The 21,090-nt window shown below is 43.7% G+C and carries 15 protein-coding genes; 6 read left to right on the top strand and 9 right to left on the bottom strand.

The window, feature by feature from the left end:
• Positions 1-144: 144 nt before the first annotated feature.
• Entirely contained in the window at positions 145-972 is an 828-nt protein-coding gene (locus PseudUWO310_RS09365) for an HpsJ family protein (protein ID WP_142600398.1), read from the bottom strand.
• 116 nt (positions 973-1,088) lie between these two features.
• Positions 1,089-1,907 carry a cyanoexosortase A system-associated protein gene (locus PseudUWO310_RS09370; RefSeq protein ID WP_142600399.1) on the bottom strand — a complete coding sequence of 273 codons (819 nt, stop codon included), beginning with the start codon at positions 1,905-1,907 and terminating at the stop codon, positions 1,089-1,091.
• 285 nt (positions 1,908-2,192) lie between these two features.
• Here PseudUWO310_RS09370 and PseudUWO310_RS09375 point away from each other — a divergent pair, with 285 nt between their 5' ends.
• From PseudUWO310_RS09375 to PseudUWO310_RS09390, 4 genes are all read left to right on the top strand, one after another.
• Positions 2,193-3,803, top strand: a complete 1,611-nt coding sequence (locus PseudUWO310_RS09375) for a hypothetical protein (RefSeq protein WP_142600400.1) — start codon at positions 2,193-2,195, stop codon at positions 3,801-3,803.
• 252 nt (positions 3,804-4,055) lie between these two features.
• Positions 4,056-5,222, top strand: coding sequence for an ABC transporter ATP-binding protein (locus PseudUWO310_RS09380; RefSeq protein WP_142600401.1), 1,167 nt, complete (start codon positions 4,056-4,058; stop codon positions 5,220-5,222).
• A 100-nt stretch (positions 5,223-5,322) separates the two neighbouring features.
• Positions 5,323-6,471 (top strand): PotD/PotF family extracellular solute-binding protein, encoded by a 1,149-nt coding sequence (locus PseudUWO310_RS09385; protein WP_142600402.1) that lies wholly within the window; start codon positions 5,323-5,325, stop codon positions 6,469-6,471.
• 19 nt (positions 6,472-6,490) lie between these two features.
• A complete protein-coding gene (locus PseudUWO310_RS09390) occupies positions 6,491-8,677 on the top strand; it encodes a low-complexity tail membrane protein (RefSeq protein WP_142600403.1) in 2,187 nt (728 codons plus the stop codon).
• Between the two features lie 485 nt (positions 8,678-9,162).
• Here the strand turns inward: PseudUWO310_RS09390 and ftsH are convergent, their stop codons facing one another.
• The 3 genes from ftsH to hemL all read right to left on the bottom strand — a co-directional run bounded on the left by ftsH (position 9,163) and on the right by hemL (position 13,840).
• Positions 9,163-11,049, bottom strand: a complete 1,887-nt coding sequence (gene ftsH / locus PseudUWO310_RS09395; RefSeq protein WP_142600404.1) for an ATP-dependent zinc metalloprotease FtsH — start codon at positions 11,047-11,049, stop codon at positions 9,163-9,165.
• A gap of 669 nt (positions 11,050-11,718) precedes the next feature.
• The gene (locus tag PseudUWO310_RS09400; protein WP_009627773.1) at positions 11,719-12,345 is read right to left on the bottom strand and encodes a hypothetical protein; all 627 of its coding nucleotides are present in this window, start codon (positions 12,343-12,345) and stop codon (positions 11,719-11,721) included.
• A gap of 184 nt (positions 12,346-12,529) precedes the next feature.
• On the bottom strand, positions 12,530-13,840 hold the full coding sequence (hemL, locus tag PseudUWO310_RS09405; protein ID WP_142600405.1) for a glutamate-1-semialdehyde 2,1-aminomutase: 1,311 nt from the start codon (positions 13,838-13,840) through the stop codon (positions 12,530-12,532).
• Positions 13,841-14,566: 726 nt separating this feature from the next.
• On the opposite strand from hemL, the gene PseudUWO310_RS09410 reads away from it, so the two are divergent.
• Positions 14,567-15,244 (top strand): response regulator transcription factor, encoded by a 678-nt coding sequence (locus PseudUWO310_RS09410; RefSeq protein WP_009627775.1) that lies wholly within the window; start codon positions 14,567-14,569, stop codon positions 15,242-15,244.
• A 249-nt stretch (positions 15,245-15,493) separates the two neighbouring features.
• On the opposite strand, the gene PseudUWO310_RS09415 is transcribed toward PseudUWO310_RS09410, so the two are convergent.
• The 4 genes from PseudUWO310_RS09415 to PseudUWO310_RS09430 all read right to left on the bottom strand — a co-directional run bounded on the left by PseudUWO310_RS09415 (position 15,494) and on the right by PseudUWO310_RS09430 (position 20,174).
• Positions 15,494-15,970, bottom strand: a complete 477-nt coding sequence (locus PseudUWO310_RS09415) for a nitrate reductase associated protein (RefSeq protein ID WP_142600406.1) — start codon at positions 15,968-15,970, stop codon at positions 15,494-15,496.
• Positions 15,971-16,141: 171 nt separating this feature from the next.
• Complete coding sequence (locus PseudUWO310_RS09420; RefSeq protein ID WP_142600407.1) at positions 16,142-18,178, bottom strand: endonuclease MutS2; 2,037 nt, start codon at positions 18,176-18,178, stop codon at positions 16,142-16,144.
• 196 nt (positions 18,179-18,374) lie between these two features.
• Complete coding sequence (locus PseudUWO310_RS09425; RefSeq protein WP_055076977.1) at positions 18,375-18,593, bottom strand: hypothetical protein; 219 nt, start codon at positions 18,591-18,593, stop codon at positions 18,375-18,377.
• Positions 18,594-19,112: 519 nt separating this feature from the next.
• On the bottom strand, positions 19,113-20,174 hold the full coding sequence (locus PseudUWO310_RS09430; RefSeq protein WP_142600408.1) for a glycosyltransferase: 1,062 nt from the start codon (positions 20,172-20,174) through the stop codon (positions 19,113-19,115).
• A gap of 31 nt (positions 20,175-20,205) precedes the next feature.
• Between PseudUWO310_RS09430 and PseudUWO310_RS09435 the strand changes: the two genes are divergently transcribed.
• A complete protein-coding gene (locus PseudUWO310_RS09435; RefSeq protein ID WP_190315966.1) occupies positions 20,206-20,796 on the top strand; it encodes a hypothetical protein in 591 nt (196 codons plus the stop codon).
• Positions 20,797-21,090 lie beyond the last annotated feature (294 nt).

Raw genomic sequence — 21,090 nt, forward strand, 5'->3', positions numbered from 1 at the left:
TCAAATCCCAAAAGTAAAAGCCTTGCGTAGCAAGGCTTTTACTTTTGGGATTTTAAAATTTGCCAGCTTAACTCGAACTGACATTGGCTTACTGTCCAAAAAATGAGAGGTGGCACTTTGTGCCACCTCTCATTTTTTGGAAAATTAGTTTTGTTCTTCAGTGCTAGTCGAGGGGGAATCCTTGGATTGAGAATTAGGGGATTCGAGATCGAGGGTAGGTGCGCCTGCAATATCGCCAAGACTTGTGGAAGTCTTCGATTTTTTCTTGCGACGGCTAGATGTTCTCGCCCATTTAGTCTGACTCCAAATGCCGAAGAGAACCACCGCCGAAACTATCGCTTCAAAGTACCATTTGATTGCTTGTTTAATCAATTGGCGAAACGCTCTACCTCTACTGGTATCGATATTAGCCTTGATTGCCTCTTCGTTTTTGCCGATCTCTGTTTCGAGCTGTTTCCTTAGTTCGGCTGGATTGGATTTATTCAATTTAATATTAGGCGATCGCTTTTCGATAAATTCCGCCGCCCTCAGTAAATTGGCATCGTTGGTATTTTTTAAATTTTCCTTAGCCGTATTAAACTGAGCGAGTTGTTGGGATAACGTTAAACTAGCTTGATTATTATTGTCATTGTTAATGCGAATAGCTGCACTAATCCCAACCAGTAGCATCAGAACATAAATAATACTGAGCAATAATGATAGCCATGACAAAAACTTCAGAATTTTTTTGCCAAAGGGCGATCGCGCCGTTGATTCACCGTAGAAAATTAATATTAAACCAATAATTGGCACTGGAGAAGTGCCAACTAACTTACCTAACGTACTAAATTCCCAAGGCGCATCTTTGCCAAATTGGGGAGGAATGATTGCATCAAAGAAATTGGAAAATGCTAATAGTAAAAGTCCATAGCCAGCGAAGCGAAGTAAGTTTGCAGTAATTACCTCAGTAGAATTTGAATTGGTATTACTCATGTTTTTAAAGTGAAAACCATAAATTTAGTTTAAATTTGCAGTGATTAGCACTGAAGTAAATAACGGCTTTTTCTATTTAAATGCCGACGATTTGCCAGTCGAAATGAGAAATTGATTTAAGGTTGAGGAAACCTCGGTTTCCACCATTCATACCATGAAATCCACACTTTCTCTAATTTTTGACTTGTCGCATGGAGATCGCTTTCTGATGTTATTGGTGCGGACATCAAAGTCCAGAGACAACGGCGATCGCGCAGATCTTTTTGTCCGAGTAACCAGCCAATTAAAATATCACGATCCATGACGCGAGAGCTAGCATTGTCGTTAAATTGTTCGCTAGTAACCGTAGAAATGCCACGGGGATTAATGCAAGCCGTAAGATAGACCCGATCCTGCTTCGTAAAAGTTGCATAAAATCCGATCGGATCTTTGCGGATGGATTGTTTGCGTAAATCTTCTTCACTAATCTCAATATTAGTTACGCCCTTAATGTAGTAGTAGAGATCCCCTTCCGAACCCACTGCATATCTTAAATCAATATCTATGGGTATTCCATCTAAAGAATACTTATACTTCTTTCCAAATAAATATTTGGGCTGTCCAAAAAACTCTTTGGGATCGACAATATCTCCTTGGGCTTCTAATTTAGTTTGGGTTTGAGTTGGCTCTAAAGCGATCTGTTCGGGAAATGTAAAAGGAGTGGGTTTGCCGATGGTGCTATCGATAACCGATCGCCCAAAAACCAATAAACTGCCACTAACTAAAACCATCAGTAAGCCCATGCGAAACTTTTGACTAGTGGGAGTTATTGGAGAATTATTTAAGGGGATTTGTTTCTCTGGGTGATTTGAGAGGTGATCTTGATTAGTTTCGCTAGTATTGACGTTATTTATGTTGGTATCTGTTTTATCTTGTTTATCTATCTCTTTGGGCATGGGGATTAGGTAGATGTTTGATGGTGATGATGAAGACTAGTGCAAAATATTAAGTAGTTCGGCATAATTAAAAACCAAAACCAGAGAGCATACCGCCCACTACGCGGGCGGTATGCTCTTCTAGGTTTTAAGTTTACTCATGCCTAGCTACTTAAACATCATAAAATTTAAATATCATAAAATTTAATCATGCTTGATTACCTTAACGATCCTGCCTAAATTCCAGTCTCAATTCTTGCCTAAATAAGTAATCTTCGTAATCTTCGCGATCCCCTAGAATAACTCATGCATAATTCTCCATCGGATTCTCCACAGGCAATATCTTGGCTCGATCATATCGGCAACTGGAATCCGCAACTATTGCGGGAAATTCGGGGCAAGCTTAAATTGCGTAATCTCATTGTGGCGATCGGGCTGTCTTTGTTATTTCAGATACTGCTGCTTTTGTTTTATAGTCAGCGCATCCCCATACAGGAATGTTATACCCAGATGCGCGGGTTTGGCTGTACCCCATCTTGGCAAGTTTGGTGGCTGGAGCAGTTTCGATTTATTACATGGACTGAACCATTTATTTTGTTTTTTACAGGGGTTTATAGCCTTGTCGCCGATCTTTCGCTGGAGGACTATAAAGGCACGCTGAACTTTATCCGCATCAGTCCGCGATCGAGCATTAACGTACTGATGGGCAAGCTTATGGGAGTACCATTGCTGACCTATTTGGGGATCGGACTATCACTTCCCTATCATCTTGCCTCGGCGATCGGCGCGAATGTACCGATCGCTTTTTTATGCAGTTTTTATATATTGATGATCGGAACTGCCTTTCTCCTATTCAGCGCATCGCTATTGCTAGCTTTGCTGAGTGGATGGCAAGCTAAATTTGGCGGACAGGTCTCAGCAGGAGCATTGGTATTTGCGTTCATTACGTTCATTTGGTTTGCTCCCGCCTTTATGTGGTGGAATATTTTCACCACATGGAGTTCCTTTAGCCAAGTCCTAGTGGGTGGCAGGATCGAACCGATTCATGCGGAATGGTGGTATTTATCCATTACATCCAATATTTGGGCTTCCCATGCCTTTACGATTGTTAACTTGGGAATTTTTAGTTTGGCGATTTGGCGGATCTTGCAGCGGCGCTTTCATAATCCTACATCTACGCTTATTAGTAAGGGACAGAGCTATGTTGTAGCGGTTTATGTCCAGATCTTGATGTTGGGGTTCTGTATGCAATCTAGCTTTATGCGGATAACATCGTCGAACTCATCCACGATCGAATTTCAATTAATTTTATTACTCCTCATTTATATTCCCAACTGCTTTTTGTTTTTATTGGCGATCGCTGCTCTAACACCACAGAGGCAAGCATTACTCGATTGGGTAAGGTTTGGAGCCTTAGCGACTAACGAAGGACAGCCAGCGGGACTGGGCTATATCATCCGTGACTTGATTTGGTCGGACAAGAGCCCTGCCCCGATCGCGATCGCGCTGAATCTGATATTCACCCAAGTATTGATCTTGATTTGGGTCAATACTTGGACGGCATCAGAAATTCGCGGTAAGGCGCTGATTGTGTTGGCTTCCTTTGTCCTCACGATCCTTGTGTTCTCTCTAATTGCCCAATTAATTTTATTCCTGAAAACACGAAATCCATCGGCATGGGTAACAGGAACCATTTCGGCATTGGTTTTTCTGCCCGTCTTAATCATGGTGAGTCTATCAATTAATCCCGATCGCCATGCTGGTCTATGGCTATTTTTTGGATTTCCTTGGCTGGTGATATCAAATATCAAATTTTCCGATATCATTTTGGCATTCTCAGCCCAAATTTCCGTCATAATCGCCCTAACATTGCAACTCATTTACCAGCTCCAACGCGCTAGAATGCAAGATACTTAATGACTAAGTAAGTGGGCTTAATTAAATATAAAACCCTAAAACCTGCGGCGCTCGCGCAGCGAGCGCCGCAGGTTTTAGATCTAGATTTGAATTATGCTGTGGTAATTATTCATACTGCTGATCGCACCTTAATTGCATTTTATTAATTGCATTTTCGGCTTTCATCCTGTATGACGGTATATGACGATAAACAGCTAAAATTTTGATCTCAGATTAATAGACACGGATTAGTAGACGTTTGAGCATTACAACATGGCACAATCAACCACTGCTAAACAGTTCGCAACTTCAACGGGTACAGTTCCCGATGTAGAGCTACAGCGAGTATTTAAGATGTTTGGGACAAATACTGTTGTCCAAGGTGTAGATCTACAAGTCCAGAGAGGCGAACTTTTCAGCATCTTGGGACCTTCAGGTTGTGGTAAAACGACTTTACTAAGACTTGTAGCAGGCTTTGAGGAACCATCCGCAGGGGAAGTGCTCATCCAAGGCAACCCGATGACCTATATCCCGGCTTATCAGCGTCCTGTGAATACGGTTTTCCAGAGTTATGCTCTCTTCGGGCATATGACCATTTTTAATAATGTTGCCTTTGGCTTAACGGTGAAAGGGGTTCCGAAGTCAGAAATCCAGCAAAGGGTTAAGGATGCCCTGAAACAAGTACGTCTCGACCACCTGAGCGATCGCTATCCCAGCCAAATATCTGGCGGACAGCAGCAGCGAGTTGCCCTTGCCCGTGCCCTCGTTAACCGTCCTAAGGTGATCTTGTTAGATGAGCCTTTGGCGGCGCTCGATTTTAAGTTGCGTAAGGAAATGCAGGTCGAGCTGTCTAACTTGCAGTACGAACTGGGAATTTCCTTTATTATGGTCACCCACGACCAAGGCGAGGCTCTGGCAATTTCCTCTAGAATTGCGGTGATGAACCAAGGTCGCATTGAGCAAATTGGCACGCCTGCGGAAGTCTACGATCGCCCCTCTTCAGCCTTTGTTGCTGACTTTGTCGGCGAAACGAATTTGTTTGAATGTCGAGTCATCGAGCAGGATGGGGCCTTCGTCGAATTGCGATCGTCCACGGGTTTAGCGATCGTCGCTGCTAAGCCCCGCAATTGGCAACCCATCGCCGAGGCAGTGGTGAGCGTTAGACCAGAAAAAATCAAGCTCTCCACCGAATACCCAAACCAGCCCTACAATACCTATCGGGGCATTCTCAATAACGTACTGTATTTAGGCGATCATTCCCAATTTGTCGTGGACTTACATGCTAGTGAAAATGTCCCCCCCGTCAGAGTGATGCTCGTCCGCTCCAATCACCAAGGAGAAAAGACTCCACCCTTTGATAGTCAGGTATATGTTTCGTGGATGCCTGAAGATTGTGTTGCCCTGCCCAAGACGACTGTAGTCTCCGCCGTTACCTCCTAAATATTAAAGTCTAAATATTAAAGTAAAGTACGGAGGCTCTACCGATGTCCATGCTTGCCAAGCTAACCAGCTAATCAAAAGCTAATCAAAATAAGAATCTATGCTTATCTCTCGGCGAAAATTTCTTAGACAAACTGCCTATGCCACATCAGCTATAGCCAGTGCATCTACTCTCGCTGCCTGTGGAATTTTCGATCAGAGCCCCTCAACTTCCGATGCGGGTGGTGAGGACGTGACTCGCCCAGCCACCCAAGACAAAAAGACCCTGTACCTCTATGGTTGGGCTACCTATGTTAATAATCAAGAGGTTTTGGAGGGATTTACGAAGGAAACGGGGATCAAGGTGGTTGGCGATGCCTATGATGCGAATGAAGTTATGCTGGCAAAGCTAGAAACCTCGAATGGGCGATCGGGGTATAGCATCATTTACCCCAGCGATTATATGGTGTCGCAGATGCGGGATAAAAAGCTGCTTATCCCCCTCAACAAAAAACTGTTACCAAATCTGACTAATATTGCTACAAACTATTTAGAATTACCCCACGATCGAGGGGCAATATTTAGCATTCCCGTAAGCTTAGGAACGACGGGAATTGCCTATAACGTCGAGGCTGTGAAGTCGATCGTGGGTGAAGAGCCCACGGATTGGAGTTACCTGTGGCAGCATAAAAATAAGTTGCGGATTACGCTAGTCAACGATCCGCGTGAAGTGATCGGGATGGCTTTGCATACCCTTGGTTATTCCTACAACAGTAAAGAGGAGACCCAGATCGAACATGCATTTCAAAAATTGCGGGAATTAATGCCCGCGATCGCTAATTTCACTACCGATGCATGGCGCGATCCTCTTGCTTCGGGGGATTTAATGATGTGTATGGCGTTTTCAGGGGATGCTATTAGTCTGTCTCGGCAAAATCCTAATGTCAAATATGTTTTGCCCAATAATGGCACATCAATTTGGACGGATACGATCGCTATTCCCAGAGGCGCACCGAATATCGAGGGTGCTCACGCATGGATAAATTATGTGATGAAGCCAGAAATTGCGGCCAAAATTAGCGATGCTAATAGTTTCGGGACAACTAATAAACTGGCAAAATCTCTGATTCCTGATGATCTCAAAGCAATTAAGGCTTTGGAGCCATCAGAAACGATTATTGCCAAATGCGATCGCATTACCAAACTCGATCCCGAAGCCCTTCAAATTTATGATGGTTTCTGGACACGCTTAACCACAGGTTTAGGATAGTTTTTTTAGGCTCGCTACTATGACATCACCACATCGCACTAACCCAACTGAACCAATCTCGCTCAGCAATGCTCCTTTTCTTTGGGGAAATATTGCGCTTATCGCAGGTGTGCCTTGGCTAATGGCTTTGAGTATGGCTGGTTTAGCCGTAGGCGATCCCGTATTTCCCGAGTGGTTTGAGATTTTTTTGTTAGGGTTTCCTGCGATCGCCTTGGTGACTTGGGTGCAATGGCAACAGCCGATATCGCCATTTAGTTTATGGTTTGTGTCTAAACCAGCGCAGGATTTAAGCGATCGTGATCGGCAGATCCTGACGCTCCTCAAGCAACGCCGCAATGGTTGGTATACAACGGGGTGGATCGCGGCAGCAGTGGCGCTACTGATGAGTGCCGTCTTTTGCAAAATTTATATTGCGGCTCCCCTTGCTCAAGCGATCGCTCCCTTTCCTACGGGATTACGTTTATTGGGCGTAGTTTGGGCGGAGATTTTCTTCTTATTAAGTAATATTTTGCTGCAATCTGGGGTTTCAGCTCTACGGATCAAGTTAACAGATGAGTCGGAGCTAGTGGGATTGCAACCCTTTGCTGTAGAAAAAATTAAAAATAGTTTTACGACGATTGGTTGGCAGTCGCCCCAGCTATTAAGGTTTTTTGCAGAAGAAGCGATCGTTCCCCAAGATCCCGCTCAATCCCAATCCGATATCATCCCAAAGCTACAGGGATTGCCCAACCCTGAGAAATCTGAGCCCGATGATGTAGTTGCAATTACTGAAAATATAGATAAAAATATCGAAAATATCGCAGATCTAACCAGTGAGCAAGCGATCGAGCCTGAGATTGAATCTGTAATTGAGTCTGAGATTGAACCTGTAATTGAGTCTGAGATTGAGTCTGAGATTGAGTCTGAGATTGAGTCTGAGAACGCGGTCAGTACTGATATCGAAGAACCCCTAGAATCTGAGAGGGTGATAACTTTAGATGATGACAAACTTGAAGAACCTGAATTAGCCCCAACTAAACTAGAGCGATCGGAGTCCATTGCTGATATAAATTTGAATTTAGATTTGAATTTAGAATTAAATTTAGAAACCCAGATTGCTGAAGAAATTGCAGAATTAGAAAATAGTAGTCTCGTTGAAGAAAATATTATTGAAGTTGTTTTAGAAGATAGGGAAATAATTACTGAGTCTAGCGTCCCTGCTCCAGAGATTGTCGAAGTTATTGAAGAAGCTCAAATTGAGATAGAGCTAACTGAAGAAATTATTCATTCTGAAGAAATTATTCATTCTGAGGAACTGCTATCAGTTGAATTACTTGCAGATGTGCAGGTTGAAACATTTCTATCTCAACCTGAAGTTGAGGAATTTGAAAACCAAGAACCTGCTGAAACTGAGTTCAAGCAAGTCAGATCTATTGAAAAAACAATAGATATTGATGAAGATGAACAAAAAGATGTCCTTAATTCAGACAGTAGCGAAATTGAGGGAATAGAAACTTCATGGCAATCTACCGTTCAAGAAATTGCGGCTGAATCTTTAGTAGAGGTAAATTTAGAACCTGAAGATCTTCAAGATCTTGTTTTAGAGACAGCAATCGTTAATGCTCCTGTAGTTACCAAGGATGATGAAGAGAGTCCCCAAGCGCTAAATATTCAAGAGCTAAATATTGATAGCGAATTAGTCGATAGTGAATTGATTGATAGCGAATTGATTGAAGCTAAAGGCTTTGATGATGAGCTAGATGAGCTTATCGCCTTCAATGACTATGTTGAAAATATTCTGCAAGAATATCTAGGAGATGCTTCGGAAGAAACTGACGCAATTTCCGAGGAAACTGCCAACGAGTCGCTTAATTTAAACATTGAGTCAGCCGCAGAAGCGATCGCTAAAGATATCGCTAAAGATAATGTCGAAATTGTTGCTAACGATCTCGATGCCTCGGTGCAAGGTGTTGATACAAATACAACGGAGATTTCTGCTACGAGTGAATCACAAACCCCAAAAGATCCTAAATATTTGGTGCAGGAATTTTTAGTTGATAAGTTTTTAGCAAGACTAGAGGAGCTAAATATTGGCGAAAAAGTCACTAACAAATCAGCTAGTGAACCTCCAGAAATCCCCAAGGTTGAGACCAATGATAATAGCGATGAGTTTGCTGATTTAGAAGCCCTGCTCGACGATCGCCCCTTCCCCAAGGATCTCGAATAATACCAAGTTAAGAAATGGCGTAGCCATTTCTTAACTGCCGAAGCTCAAAATGGCGTAACCATTTTGAGCTTTAAAAACCCTTACTGGGTTTGGTTTTTAATTCACAAAAGTGTTGTCACACTTTCGTGAATTGGTATAACCCACATTCCGCTCGTAATGGAAGCCTAAAAATATTTAAAACGAGACAATGAGGGTTTCAGTGATTTTTGGAAAAATTAATGATATTAATTCCTATTAGTGCATCACTATTTAAAGTATTAAGATAGTGATATTTTTGCTGACAAAGCTCAAAATACTTACTGTATAAGGATTTGTTTTCTAAATACTTTTTTCAGTAAAATAAGAGCGGAATGTGGGGTATAACTTGGTATAAAAGCCCAAAAGTAAAAGCCTTGCTACGCAAGGCTTTTACTTTTGGGCTTTGAGAAAGGGTTTGCGTAGCAAACCCTTTCTCAAAGCTCGTTTCAAATTATCCCGAACTCACGTTAGATATGTGGGACAAAGCGTTCTTTTGCAGGAACAGCAGTGTACTCAGAGATGATCCGACGGAATTCTTCGCCATCAAGGGTTTCTGCCTCAACAAGAAGATCGACAACGCGATCGATCGCCGCCCGATTTTCATAAACAATTTGCAAAGCCGTGTGATAGCACTTCTGCACGATTTCGCGAACTTGTTGGTCAATCTTAGCGGAGATATCTTCCGAATATTGCGAACCGCCGCCCATACTGCGTCCGAGAAATACTTCCGAACTTTGACCTTCAAGAGCTAACTGTCCAATATTTGACATACCAAAACGAGTTACCATCTGACGAGCCATACCGCTAACCTGTTGCAGATCTCCGCCTGCACCCGTCGTAACCTCAGCCGCGCCGAATACTGCTTCTTCCGCAGCACGACCACCTAGAGCCGCCGTAATCCGCGCCAGAATTTGACCGCGTGATACTAGGGTTTGTTCTTCATCGGGGGTGAACCATGTCAAACCAGCTGCTTGTCCTCTGGGGATAAGAGTTACTTTTTGAACGGGATCGTGATCCTTGAGCAAGGTTCCGACGATCGCATGACCGACTTCATGATAGGCAATCAAACGCTTGTTGCGGCTATCGATGAGGGCTTTTCCTTCAAGCCCTGCAATAATCCGATCTACGGCATCATCGATTTCTGCCATTGTCATGGCATCTTTACGACGACGAGCCGTCAGAATTGCTGCCTCATTTAGCAAGTTCGCAAGGTCAGCACCAGCAAATCCAGGGGTGCGACGGGCGATCGCTTCAAGCGATACTTCGGGGCTAATCTTTTTGTCGCGGGCATGAACATTGAGAACCTGCAAACGTCCCTTAATGTCGGGTGGATCAACACCGATTTGGCGATCAAAGCGACCTGGACGGAGTAGTGCGGAGTCTAGTACATCGGCTCGGTTAGTTGCCGCAATGACGATTACGCCCGAATTGCCTTCAAACCCATCCATTTCCGTAAGGATTTGGTTGAGGGTCTGTTCTCTTTCATCATTGCCGCCGCCAATACCAGCGCCACGTTGCCGACCAACTGCGTCAATTTCATCAATAAAGATGATGCAAGGCGCATTTTCCTTTGCCTTTTTAAACAGGTCGCGGACGCGGGAAGCACCGACACCGACAAACATTTCTACAAATTCCGAACCAGATACTGAGAAGAAAGGTACACCTGCTTCACCAGCGATCGCTTTGGCTAGTAAAGTTTTACCCGTTCCAGGAGGACCAATTAACAGAACACCCTTGGGAATCTTTGCACCCACAGCTGTAAAACGTTCGGGCTTTTTCAAAAACGTTACAACTTCTTGCAATTCTTCCTTGGCTTCTTCGATACCCGCAACATCGTCAAACTTCACGCCAGTCTCAGCATCCATCGCAAATCGAGCCTTGGATTTTCCGAAGTCCATTGCTTGTCCCGGCCCGCCCATCTGGTTGGAACGACGAAACAAAAAGAATAACCCTGCGAGCAAGGCAACTGGGAAAATTAAATTACTAACAAAACCCCAGATGGCACTATTGTTGCTGGGAGGATAAATGGCGAGATCTACGCCACCTTCATTGAGTTTATCCATCAATTCTGGCGCATACAGAGGCAAATCAACTCTAGCCCGTTGTTCTTTACCTTCAATCTGGGGATCGCTTGCTACGATTACTGCTGTGCGACCACCATCAAAAATATCAACCTTGCGTACCCGATGTTCGTCGAGGTATTCAAGAAATCGTCCATAGGCAATACGGGTATTAGCCGCATTTACGGTTGGACGACTGGGGGCTGGACGGGCAACCAATGTTTGCCATCCAAAGAAACCGATGATCGCTATGGGCAGTAACCATAGCAATGCAGTTCTCCAAGATGATTTCATATAGCAAAGAGCCTGATGTTCAAAATAATTTCTTAACTAAACTTAACTTACCACGATCCTTAATCAATGGGGTGAGGCGATCGCAAATATCTATCCAAAGAGAAGCCCATTAAGAAGGAGTCTTTATTTATTGCTATAGCCAAGGAGGTTAAAACATAACCCCCAAGGCATAGAATTACGACGCTTTGCAACCCGTAATACCAAAGCTGAAAATGGCTACGCCATTTTCAGCTTTGGTATTACGGGTGAAATTAATTGAGTATAGTGTTTTTAGGTTTGCGTACGTTTATCTATTTACACGATGTATTATCATTAAGCTAATTGCATTTCCAATTTATATGTGATTTATATATGAAAATACTTGTGTTTGTTTTATGCGGTCTGACTAGCGGTTTAGTGACACTTTTACTTTTGGTTGATTCTGCTTGGTCAGAAAGCGCCAAAATTAGCCAAAAGAAAGTGAGAAGTATGTCGATAAATGGTTACGTCAAAAAGGACGGAACTAGAGTAAAACCTCACAACCGTACAACCCCCAGTAGTAGCAAAAAAGATAACTGGTCAACTATTGGTAATGTTAATCCCCATAATGGGAAGAAAGGGACAAAACGCCCAAATCCATAATTTATAGTCGCTCTGTCGATCTCGATGATCTGATGATCTTCTGATGATCTATAGTCGCAACTCTTTACGACCATTTTGGACAATCTTGATCATGTCGATTAGTTGTGTTTCGAGATTGCCTAAAACGCGATCGCTATATTCATCAGCTCCTCGCTGCATATCTTGAACTTCGCCCGTTACCCTTTGATGCAACATATCGAGATCTTTTTGGGCTTGTCGGCGCATTTGGTTAACTTCATTGAGGGTCTGCGATCGTATTTGCTCACATTCCTCTTGGAGTTCACGACGAATTTGATTAGCTTCCTGCTCGGCTTGGCGAACGATCAGCGATTCTTCTAAAAGCTGACTAGCCCGTAACTCAGCAGACTTAATTAAATCTTCAGCATATTGCTGAGCTTCGGCAACTAAATCCTGTTTATAGAGCAGAATCTCTTCGGCTTTGGCGATAGAATCTGGGACAGAGAGCCTGACTCGATCGATCTGCTGACAAAGTTTCTCTTCATCAATGACAGTGTGTCCCATGACGCGAGGACCACTTTCAAGCACCATTTCTTCAAGATGGTCTAGCTCTTTATGCAAGCTCATATAGTAATCGGCTTTTGGGGCTGCCATAGGGGAGCCATTGTAATTACCATTATTAGATTTAGTACTAGCAGTTGAGTTTTCTGTCAGCATCGGTTTTGTGTAGGAAAAAGTTCAATGCTTAGGTTTTCTGGACTCATTAAGGTGAGGTAGATTTAGTCAACTTATGGGTCTAAAAAGAATACACAACATTGTAAATGAATTTTTGCGAAAGCTGTAACTCCGTGAACTTTTTTTGATGAGATGAGCAAAGCTAGCTCATCTCATCAAAAATATTCTAGACAGGGATTTGCGACAAAACGGCACGGGTTGCGGCTAAGGTTGCTTCCACATCTGCGTCAGTATGGGCAAGGGATGTAAAACCAGCCTCAAACTGCGAAGGAGCTAGGTATACACCATGCTCTAGCATTCCGCGATGGAATTTGGCAAACTTGGCTGTATCGCTGGTTTTGGCATCTTCATAGTCATAAACTTGCTGACTGGTGAAGAACATCCCGAACATCGCTCCGACAATGTTACCCGTTGCCGCATGTCCAGTTTCATGGGCGATCGCCAACATGCCTTCCGCCAACTTCTTAGTAATCTGCTCTAGATATTCGTAGGAGCCCGCCCGCTTCAGGATTTCCATAGTTTTAATGCCTGCGGTCATGGCTAAGGGATTACCCGATAATGTTCCAGCCTGATACATTGGACCAGCAGGAGCAACCATTGACATGATGTCCTTACGACCACCATAGGCTCCGACAGGCAACCCACCACCGATGACTTTACCCATAGTGGTCAAGTCGGGGGTAACACCAAAACGAGCCTGTGCGCCACCGTAGGAGAGACGGAAGCCTGTCATCACTTCATCAAATACCAACAAAGCCCCATTTGCTTTACAAAGGTCTTTTAAGCCTTGCAAGAATCCATCTTTGGGAACAATGCAACCTGCGTTACCAACCACAGGCTCGATGATCACACCAGAGATTTGATCGGGATTTTCTGCAAATAACTTTTTGACAGCTTCGAGGTCATTGTAGGGAGCAGTTAAGGTATTTGCAGTTGTGGACTTGGGCACTCCAGGAGAGTCGGGCAAACCAAGGGTAGCTACCCCAGAACCTGCCTTAACCAAAAACATATCTGCGTGACCGTGATAGCAACCTTCAAACTTAATGATTTTATCGCGACCAGTAAAGGCGCGCATTAGGCGCAGAACTGACATACAGGCTTCAGTACCTGAATTGACAAAGCGCACCATTTCCACGCTTGGTACGGCTTCGATCACCATTTCCGCAAGTTGGTTTTCGAGGACGCAGGGTGCACCAAAGCTAGTGCCTTTTTCGAGGGCTTTGTGTAGTGCTTCGATGACTTCAGGATGGGAATGTCCCACGATCGCAGGTCCCCAAGAGCCAATGTAATCAATGTACTTATTGCCATCAATGTCCCATGCATAAGCACCATTAACGCGATCGAACACGATCGGTTCGCCACCTACGGATTTGAAAGCACGCACAGGAGAACTCACACCACCAGGCATGAGATGTTTAGCTTTAGCAAAAACTTCTTGAGATGTAGCTGTATTAAAAGTAGATAGATTCGTAGCCATTTTTTAACGGAAATTTTTTAGATTGTGGAACTCTTTGTAGACTCAATTTAACTTAGCAACGATGCAAGCGTCACACAAATATGGGAGAAAGTTAACATCAAAACCCAAAAGAGGGTTGCCGCGCTCCGCGCGGCAACCCTCTTTTGGGTTTTATTCCCTCATACAGATCCAGATGGGCGAAGTCGGAGCCTCATCCAATTCGTATAGGATCTCTCCCAAAGATGATTGGCGGCACTGCGATGTTAATCATCCTTTGGTTATAGAAAAACTTGCATCGTCCTAGGGCTTGGGCTAAAAACAATAGGGCTATTTTTAGCCCAAGCCAATGAGCCCCAAAATCATTATTGGCAAATTATTGGCAAAAGTTTATAGTTCGTTGATTTAAGGCAAACAAGATTTTTCCACCAGTAAACAACGAGATTGAGCCTCACATAAGCCACTGGGCATAATTAAAAAAAACCTGTGGTGATTGCACAGCGCAAGCCTCAGTTTTTTGCGTTTTATATTTAATTGCGTCTACCTAGTTAGATGTTATTATCGCAATAATACTTAAAATTTTTGCATATATGAAAAAACATTCGATCTTTCGTATATGATGCAAATAGATAGGGTTGAATCGTGTTAACGAGATTTATAAAGTTCATATTCTTCATAAACCTGCAAAGGTATCCGTTAATATGCAATTAACAACTATCTAAACTAACTAACTAAGATTTGTTCGATCCAATGAGAATTCTCCTTGTAGAAGATGATGCTAATTTGGCTGATACGTTAGCCGAAGTGTTAACAAGTCAGCACTGTGTTGTAGATATCGCAAGAGATGGGGAGGAAGGCTGGGAGAAATCTCAAGCTGACGATTACAACCTGATCTTGTTAGATGTCATGCTGCCAAAGCTAGATGGCATTAACCTATGTCGTCGCTTACGCGCCCATGGTAATAATGTGCCGATTTTGATGGTTACCGCTCTAGATATGAGCACCGATAAGGTTCAGGGGTTAGATGCTGGTGCTGACGACTATCTCGTCAAGCCCATCGATCCCCCTGAATTGATGGCTCGGATTCGAGCCCTGTCGCGTCGCGCTCAGATTGCAGAACCTACGGTTTTACGCTGGGGAGAACTGCAACTCGATCCTGGAATGCATGAGGTGTCCTATACAGGTCAGTCCGTGCATTTGACTCCCAAGGAGTACAACATTCTTGAGTTGTTGCTCCATCATGGTCGTCAAGTTCTAAAACGGATCACGATTGTCGAGCATGTTTGGTCGCTGACCGATCCCCCTAGAGAGGATACGATCAACGCTACGATCAAGAGTCTGCGGAATAAGTTGAAGGGTGCTGGTGCGCCTCATAATTTAATTGAGACGATTCATGGTGTTGGCTACAGGTTGAGTCAACTCTCGTAGATCTACTTGCATTAGGCTGTTTCAATTAGTCCCTAAAGAGGAGCTTGCTAAGCAAGCTCCTCTTTAACGTTTCACTCTAATACCAATTTCCAAAATGGCGTTGCCATTTTGGAAATCTCAAAACCCTACTGGGTTTGGTGTCTAATTCCCAAAAGTGTTGTCACACTTTCGGGAATTGGTATAAATACCGCAGTAAGTTTTATAGCTGCCATCACCCAAGAATTGATGGGCGACGCGAAGCGTCGCCCATCAATTCTTGGGTGATGATGTTAATTTGGATAAAATCCCAAATTCTTGTAAGGCAGGTAAAAAATTATTGTTTTCGTGATGGGAAGTGCTGAGTTTAATGAGGACAAAACGTTGTAATGGGTTGAGACTTTGCCATTGGGCTGGCGCGATCGCTAAGTTTAATGTCTGCGCTTGGTCTTGAACATCGCTGGGGATCGCTAAGAGCTGCCAAGCAGGTGGCGTTTCGATGGGGAGATCGCTGGGATAGGTTTGAAAAATTTGAAAAACTTGCGATCGCAGGTTTTCGCGATAGTTTTTCACCTCTGCTTCGGTTTCACAGGGTAGTTCGATCAGTTCTTGACGTTGGCGGGGTGAAAAACTATGCCAATGTTGCAGTTTTAGTTTGACTCCACAGGTATCTAATTTATAGCGAACCTGCATGGGGATACATCGGAGCGAATCAACAAACTCGGCTTCAAATTGAAAAAATTGCAACATATTTCAAGGGAACGAGGGCAGAAAATAGGCGCAGAAAATTTAAATATAGCTGTCGCCAAATGTATTAGGACATAAACCCCAAGAATTGAGTGGCGGCGCTTCGCGCCGCCACTCAATTCTTGGGGTTTGATCTGTCCTCATTCAAGTGACTGTAGCTATAACTTAGATTGTCTAGATCGGCTCGGTATCGCTCAAATTTACCGATAGCTTCATCTGACCGAGCCGCACGGAAAAATCCCCCGCACCATTGGGAACTGTCAGGACTTGCGCGATTTTGCCAAATTTGGGAATGCGCACCCGATCGCCAATATTTAGGGTTAATTTAGGCTTTTCGGGTGGTCTTTCTGGCAAATGACGTTTCGTCAGCTCCTCGATCCTTCTTTCGGTATGCTGGACATCCGTCGCCGCTTGCTCACCCTGCTGCAATTTGCGAATCACCCTTCCTACTTCCTTTTGGGCTTGAGCGATCGCGGCATTGACCTCTTTTTCTTGGCGCTCGCGCAGTTCCTTCGCCTGCGATCGCATCATTTCGGCACGATCCAGAATTTCCTTATGTAAGCGTTCGGTTTCGACGAGTAAGTGGGCGGCTGCTTCGGTCTTTTGGGTTTGTTCGCGACGCTGGGCTTCCAGTTCGGCAATCACATCATTCATCTCGGCAGAACCGATACCCACGCGCACCTGAGCGGCTGCGAGAATGTCCTGTGGTAATCCTAACCGTCCTGCGATCGCCAAGGCGTTAGAACGACCAGGAATTCCCCATAGTAGGCGATAGGTTGGCGCAAGGGATGCATCATCAAATTCGACCGAGGCATTTTCAAATTTCGGATTTTGATATTTCAGTGCCTTGAGTTCGCCGAAGTGGGTTGTCGCGATCGCGAGCCGTGAATGTTCGCCCAGATATTCCAACAAAGCTGTGGCGATCGCACTGCCTTCCGAGGGATCAGTTCCCGCACCTACCTCATCCAGAAGAACTAGGGATTGCGGCGAGAGGGCTGCGAGGATTCTGCCAATACGGCGGATATGTCCCGAAAAAGTCGAAAGATTTTGTTGTAATGACTGCTCGTCACCAATATCGGCAAGGACAAGATCGAACCAAGGCATTTCCACAGGTTCCTTGGCAGGAATGAACAGGCCCGCCTTTGCCATGAGAGCTGCTAAGCCAAAAGTTTTTAGGGTTGCAGTTTTGCCACCAGTATTAGGTCCCGTGATGACGACGACAGAAATCTGTGGGGAAATCAACACATCCACAGGTACGACTTCGCGACCTTCCTCGTTTTTCTGTTGCCATACCAGTAAAGGATGGCGTAATTGGCGCAAAACGATCGCCTCCTGATCAAGAAAATGCGGCGGATTGCCTCCTAGCCAATAGGCATAACGCGCCCGCGCCACCGCCAGATCGATTTTGGTAACGATAATTAGCAATCTTTGCAAATCTTCTGCGATCGCCGTAATTTTGGCGCTTAGTTCCGTCAAAATTATCTCGATCTGGGCTTGCTCCATTTTTAGCAATTGCCTGAGCCGATTATTGGACTGCACGATCGAATTTGGTTCCACAAAAAGAGTCATTCCTGTGCTAGAGGTGTCGTGAATGACTCCTGGCACGCGATCGCGTTGCGGAGATTTGACCGATAAAACATAGCGATCGTTGCGTTGAGTGATAATCTGCTCCTGTAACGAGCTAGCATTGCGCTGCATGATGTTTTGCAGCTTAGTCATAATTTGATCGCGTACCGAGGTTAATTCATGGCGAATTTCGCCGAGACGCTCCGAGGCGCGATCGAGTACATTTCCCCCTTCATCAATACAGCGATAAATTTCCTGTTCCACATCAGGATAGGTGCGCAGATCGCTGGCAAGTATCTGTAAATTTGGGCAGTAATCAGCATTGTCTAATTGACGGCGAAGATTTCGCGCTCCTGCCAAAGTCGTAGCGATCGCCCATAGTTCTAGAGCTGACAAAATCCCCTGTTTCTCAGCGCGAAATACTGCTTCCGTAATATTTTGGATCCCATCTAGAGAAACACCCGCATTTCGCTCCTCTAGGGCATAGGCTTCTTTAGTTTGGGTGAGTAGTTCTAACGTTTCTTCATAGCGATTGGGTATGGGTATATGCGCTGCCGCGATCGCTCCCAGCTTTGTCGTTGTAAATGTTGATAAATGCTGACATAAACGATTCCATTCCAACAGATCTAACGTCTCAGCTTGCATGACACCTCAAAATAGATTTTTTCCACAAACAGCAGCAAGCTTTGCCCACTTCTGTTGATAATACTTTTCTATTGTGCCAAAAAATCTATGGACAAATGGGCTTAAGCCCCCCTAAGCGCTTAAAAAGCGCTTAAAAAGCGCTTAAAAAAGGAGTTGCTTTGCAACTCCTTTTTTGATGTTTGATAATTTTTGACAATTACAGGCGAGAAGCTAATCTCTCGAAATCGGCTTGGGTACTAGATAGCATCCTGCTACGGCTATCTTGAGTGCGATCGCCACTCAAATTCGGGACGAGGTTACGAGCTTGTAAAGCCATGTGTAACTGCAAATGTGCGACATATTCACTTAAATCGCCTTGAACATCAATTTGTTTTAGCGCTACAGATTTATTGTTAGTCACCACGTTACCTCTCATGTGATATATGAATGCAAACTAAATATGAGTTTTTCTTGACTAATCTTTACTTTCGCTTAGATTATTTAGATTTACTTAGATTAAATAAGTTTTTTCTATAACTTTCGATATAGAACTTATCATACAGACGTTCTTGTAATATATACCTATATACGAAGCGTAATCTTTTGACGTAATACTTAACAATTGTCTATCCAGCCCCAAAATTGCAGATGAGAAATATGGGGATCGAGTTACTAGGCGCAATTAAATAGGAAACCTAAACAGATTTAATGCAAGCTAAGCTTGCATTAAATCTGTTTAGGTTTTGGGTTTTAGCAACTTATATAGCTACAGTCACTTGAATGAGGACGAATCAAACCCCAAGAATTGACTGGCGGCGCTTCGCGCCGCCAGTCAATTCTTGGGGTTTATGTCCTAATACACTTGGCGACAGCTATAGCAACGTAAAAGATAGCTAGGACTGGACAATCTTTTTGTACAGAATGGGTAGCGGCGCTACCCATTCTGTAGATTTTATTAAAACTTCAATTTCTTTTTTAATTTAGTAAATAGTTTGGCAAATATTTTTTGCGATCGCAGTTTTAAGATTTCTCGATAACCTAAGTCAAGGATATGCTGCTGTACGAAGGGTTTGAGATCGAAAAAATCGTTTAACTCCTGTAAAATTACGACCAAACGAGCGGTAATATTTTCTGCTCGGTATTCATCTAAGACCTGTGGGGATAAGGATAGCCTTTGTCCGCTATTAAGGACTTTCATAATACGTTGCACATCGAATTCTGGAGAATATCCTGCGATCTTGTAGCAATTAAAAGCAGGATCTAAATAATCAGACAAGCCGTGATTGACACTGGAGAAAACTTGACATCCGCAGGCAAGAGCCTCCATCGGTTGTAGCCCAAAACCCTCTGTCACCCCTTGAACTGCCCAATATTCGGCAGAATCGTATAGATAAATCTTGGCGCGATTGAATAGTCCTTCTAAGTCTTCTACATAGCGATCGATTACTTCCACGCGACATTGTTTTTGAAGAGCGGGAATTAATTGATTGAGTAGATAGCTCGAAGATTTCCTTGCCTGAACCAATATATCAATATCGCGATCGCCCCATGCATTTGTTAAATTATTTCCCAAGGCATGAAAATCGCAAAATTTAGGGGAAATCTCATTGGGCAAATAATATAATAATGAGTGCGGCGATCGCTGTCCCCAATAGCCAAGGGTATTGCGACTCACCGTAATAATTGGCACACTTGAGGGTAAGTTAAACCCATAACCTGCGCTGTGGGCATGATAAACCGCATTGAAAGATTTTAGTTTTGCTGCCAGTTTCGCGACATCAAACCCCCAACTCATCACGAAAATTACATCTTCTAAGTCTTTAGATAAGTCTTTAGATTTATTCTGAGAACTCAATAGATCATCTAGCCATAAATGCCCCTTTTCCCGCTGGCGATAGGTGACAACCTCCGCAGGACAAACTTTTTTAACTAATTCTAGAGTTTTTAGCTCCGCCCACAATCCCCCACAAGCAAAGCGATCGGTCGTTCCTGGTAATAGAAAGTATAGTCTGCGCATTTATTAAGCTCAAAATATTAGGCTCAAATCCTTGTTAAACAAGTTTAGGTTAAAAGCGATAAGCAAGAAACTCGATTGGGATTTCTTGCTACAGTGGATTTTTGCTACGGCGATCTCCTATGCCGTTGGTGGAAAAATCAGTGCTTTTGTCACCGATTACATTTCTGGCAATCTGGGAGTGATCTTAAGTTTCTTAGTCATGAGCATGGCGATCGCCCTTGCCCAGTGGTTGGTACTCAGAAAACGAATTTTGGGTATGGGTTGGCTATGGGTGACCCTAGTAGGTGGTACTTTGGGTGGAGCCTTTAGTTCTTGGGCGAGTTTTTGGTTGTCCGTGACCTATGGGGAGGCGGTGGATCTTTTGGCTGTCTATGCTTGCTTGCGTGGACTGTCGATAGGATTTGCTCAATGGACGATCCTCAAACATAGCTTTAGGCAATCGGGGTGGTGGGTAGTCGGGACTACGTTCAGTTGGTATCTCAGTGTCATGATCGGTAGTCAGTTAATGCAGAGCCTAGGGTATTTTTTGACTCTCCTCGTTGGTGCAATTTACGGATTGTTAACTGGTATCGTTTTACTTCTATTTTTCAGGCAGAAGTTACGGTCTTGCCAAGAGGGATAATTAGCATAGAGTTATGGCGCTTCGCGCCATAACTCTATTTGGATATTCTTTTCTAGATGCATCTAAGAAACCATTTAAGAATTCACTAGATCCCCCCCAGCCCCCCTTAAAAAGGCAGGGCTATTTCAAGAAAGAGTAAGTAGATACTAAGGATATTAATTAAGTCATATAAACCGAAATCAAGGCATAATTGAAGCAAAATCAGTAAATGAAGTAGAAAATGAGTAAAAGCCTTATAGATTATCTCAAGGAAGTCCCAGATCCAAGAGCAGCACGAGGAAGTCGAGACGATTT

It is taken from the genome of Pseudanabaena sp. UWO310 (genome assembly GCF_006861605.1).
Taxonomy (GTDB): domain Bacteria; phylum Cyanobacteriota; class Cyanobacteriia; order Pseudanabaenales; family Pseudanabaenaceae; genus Pseudanabaena.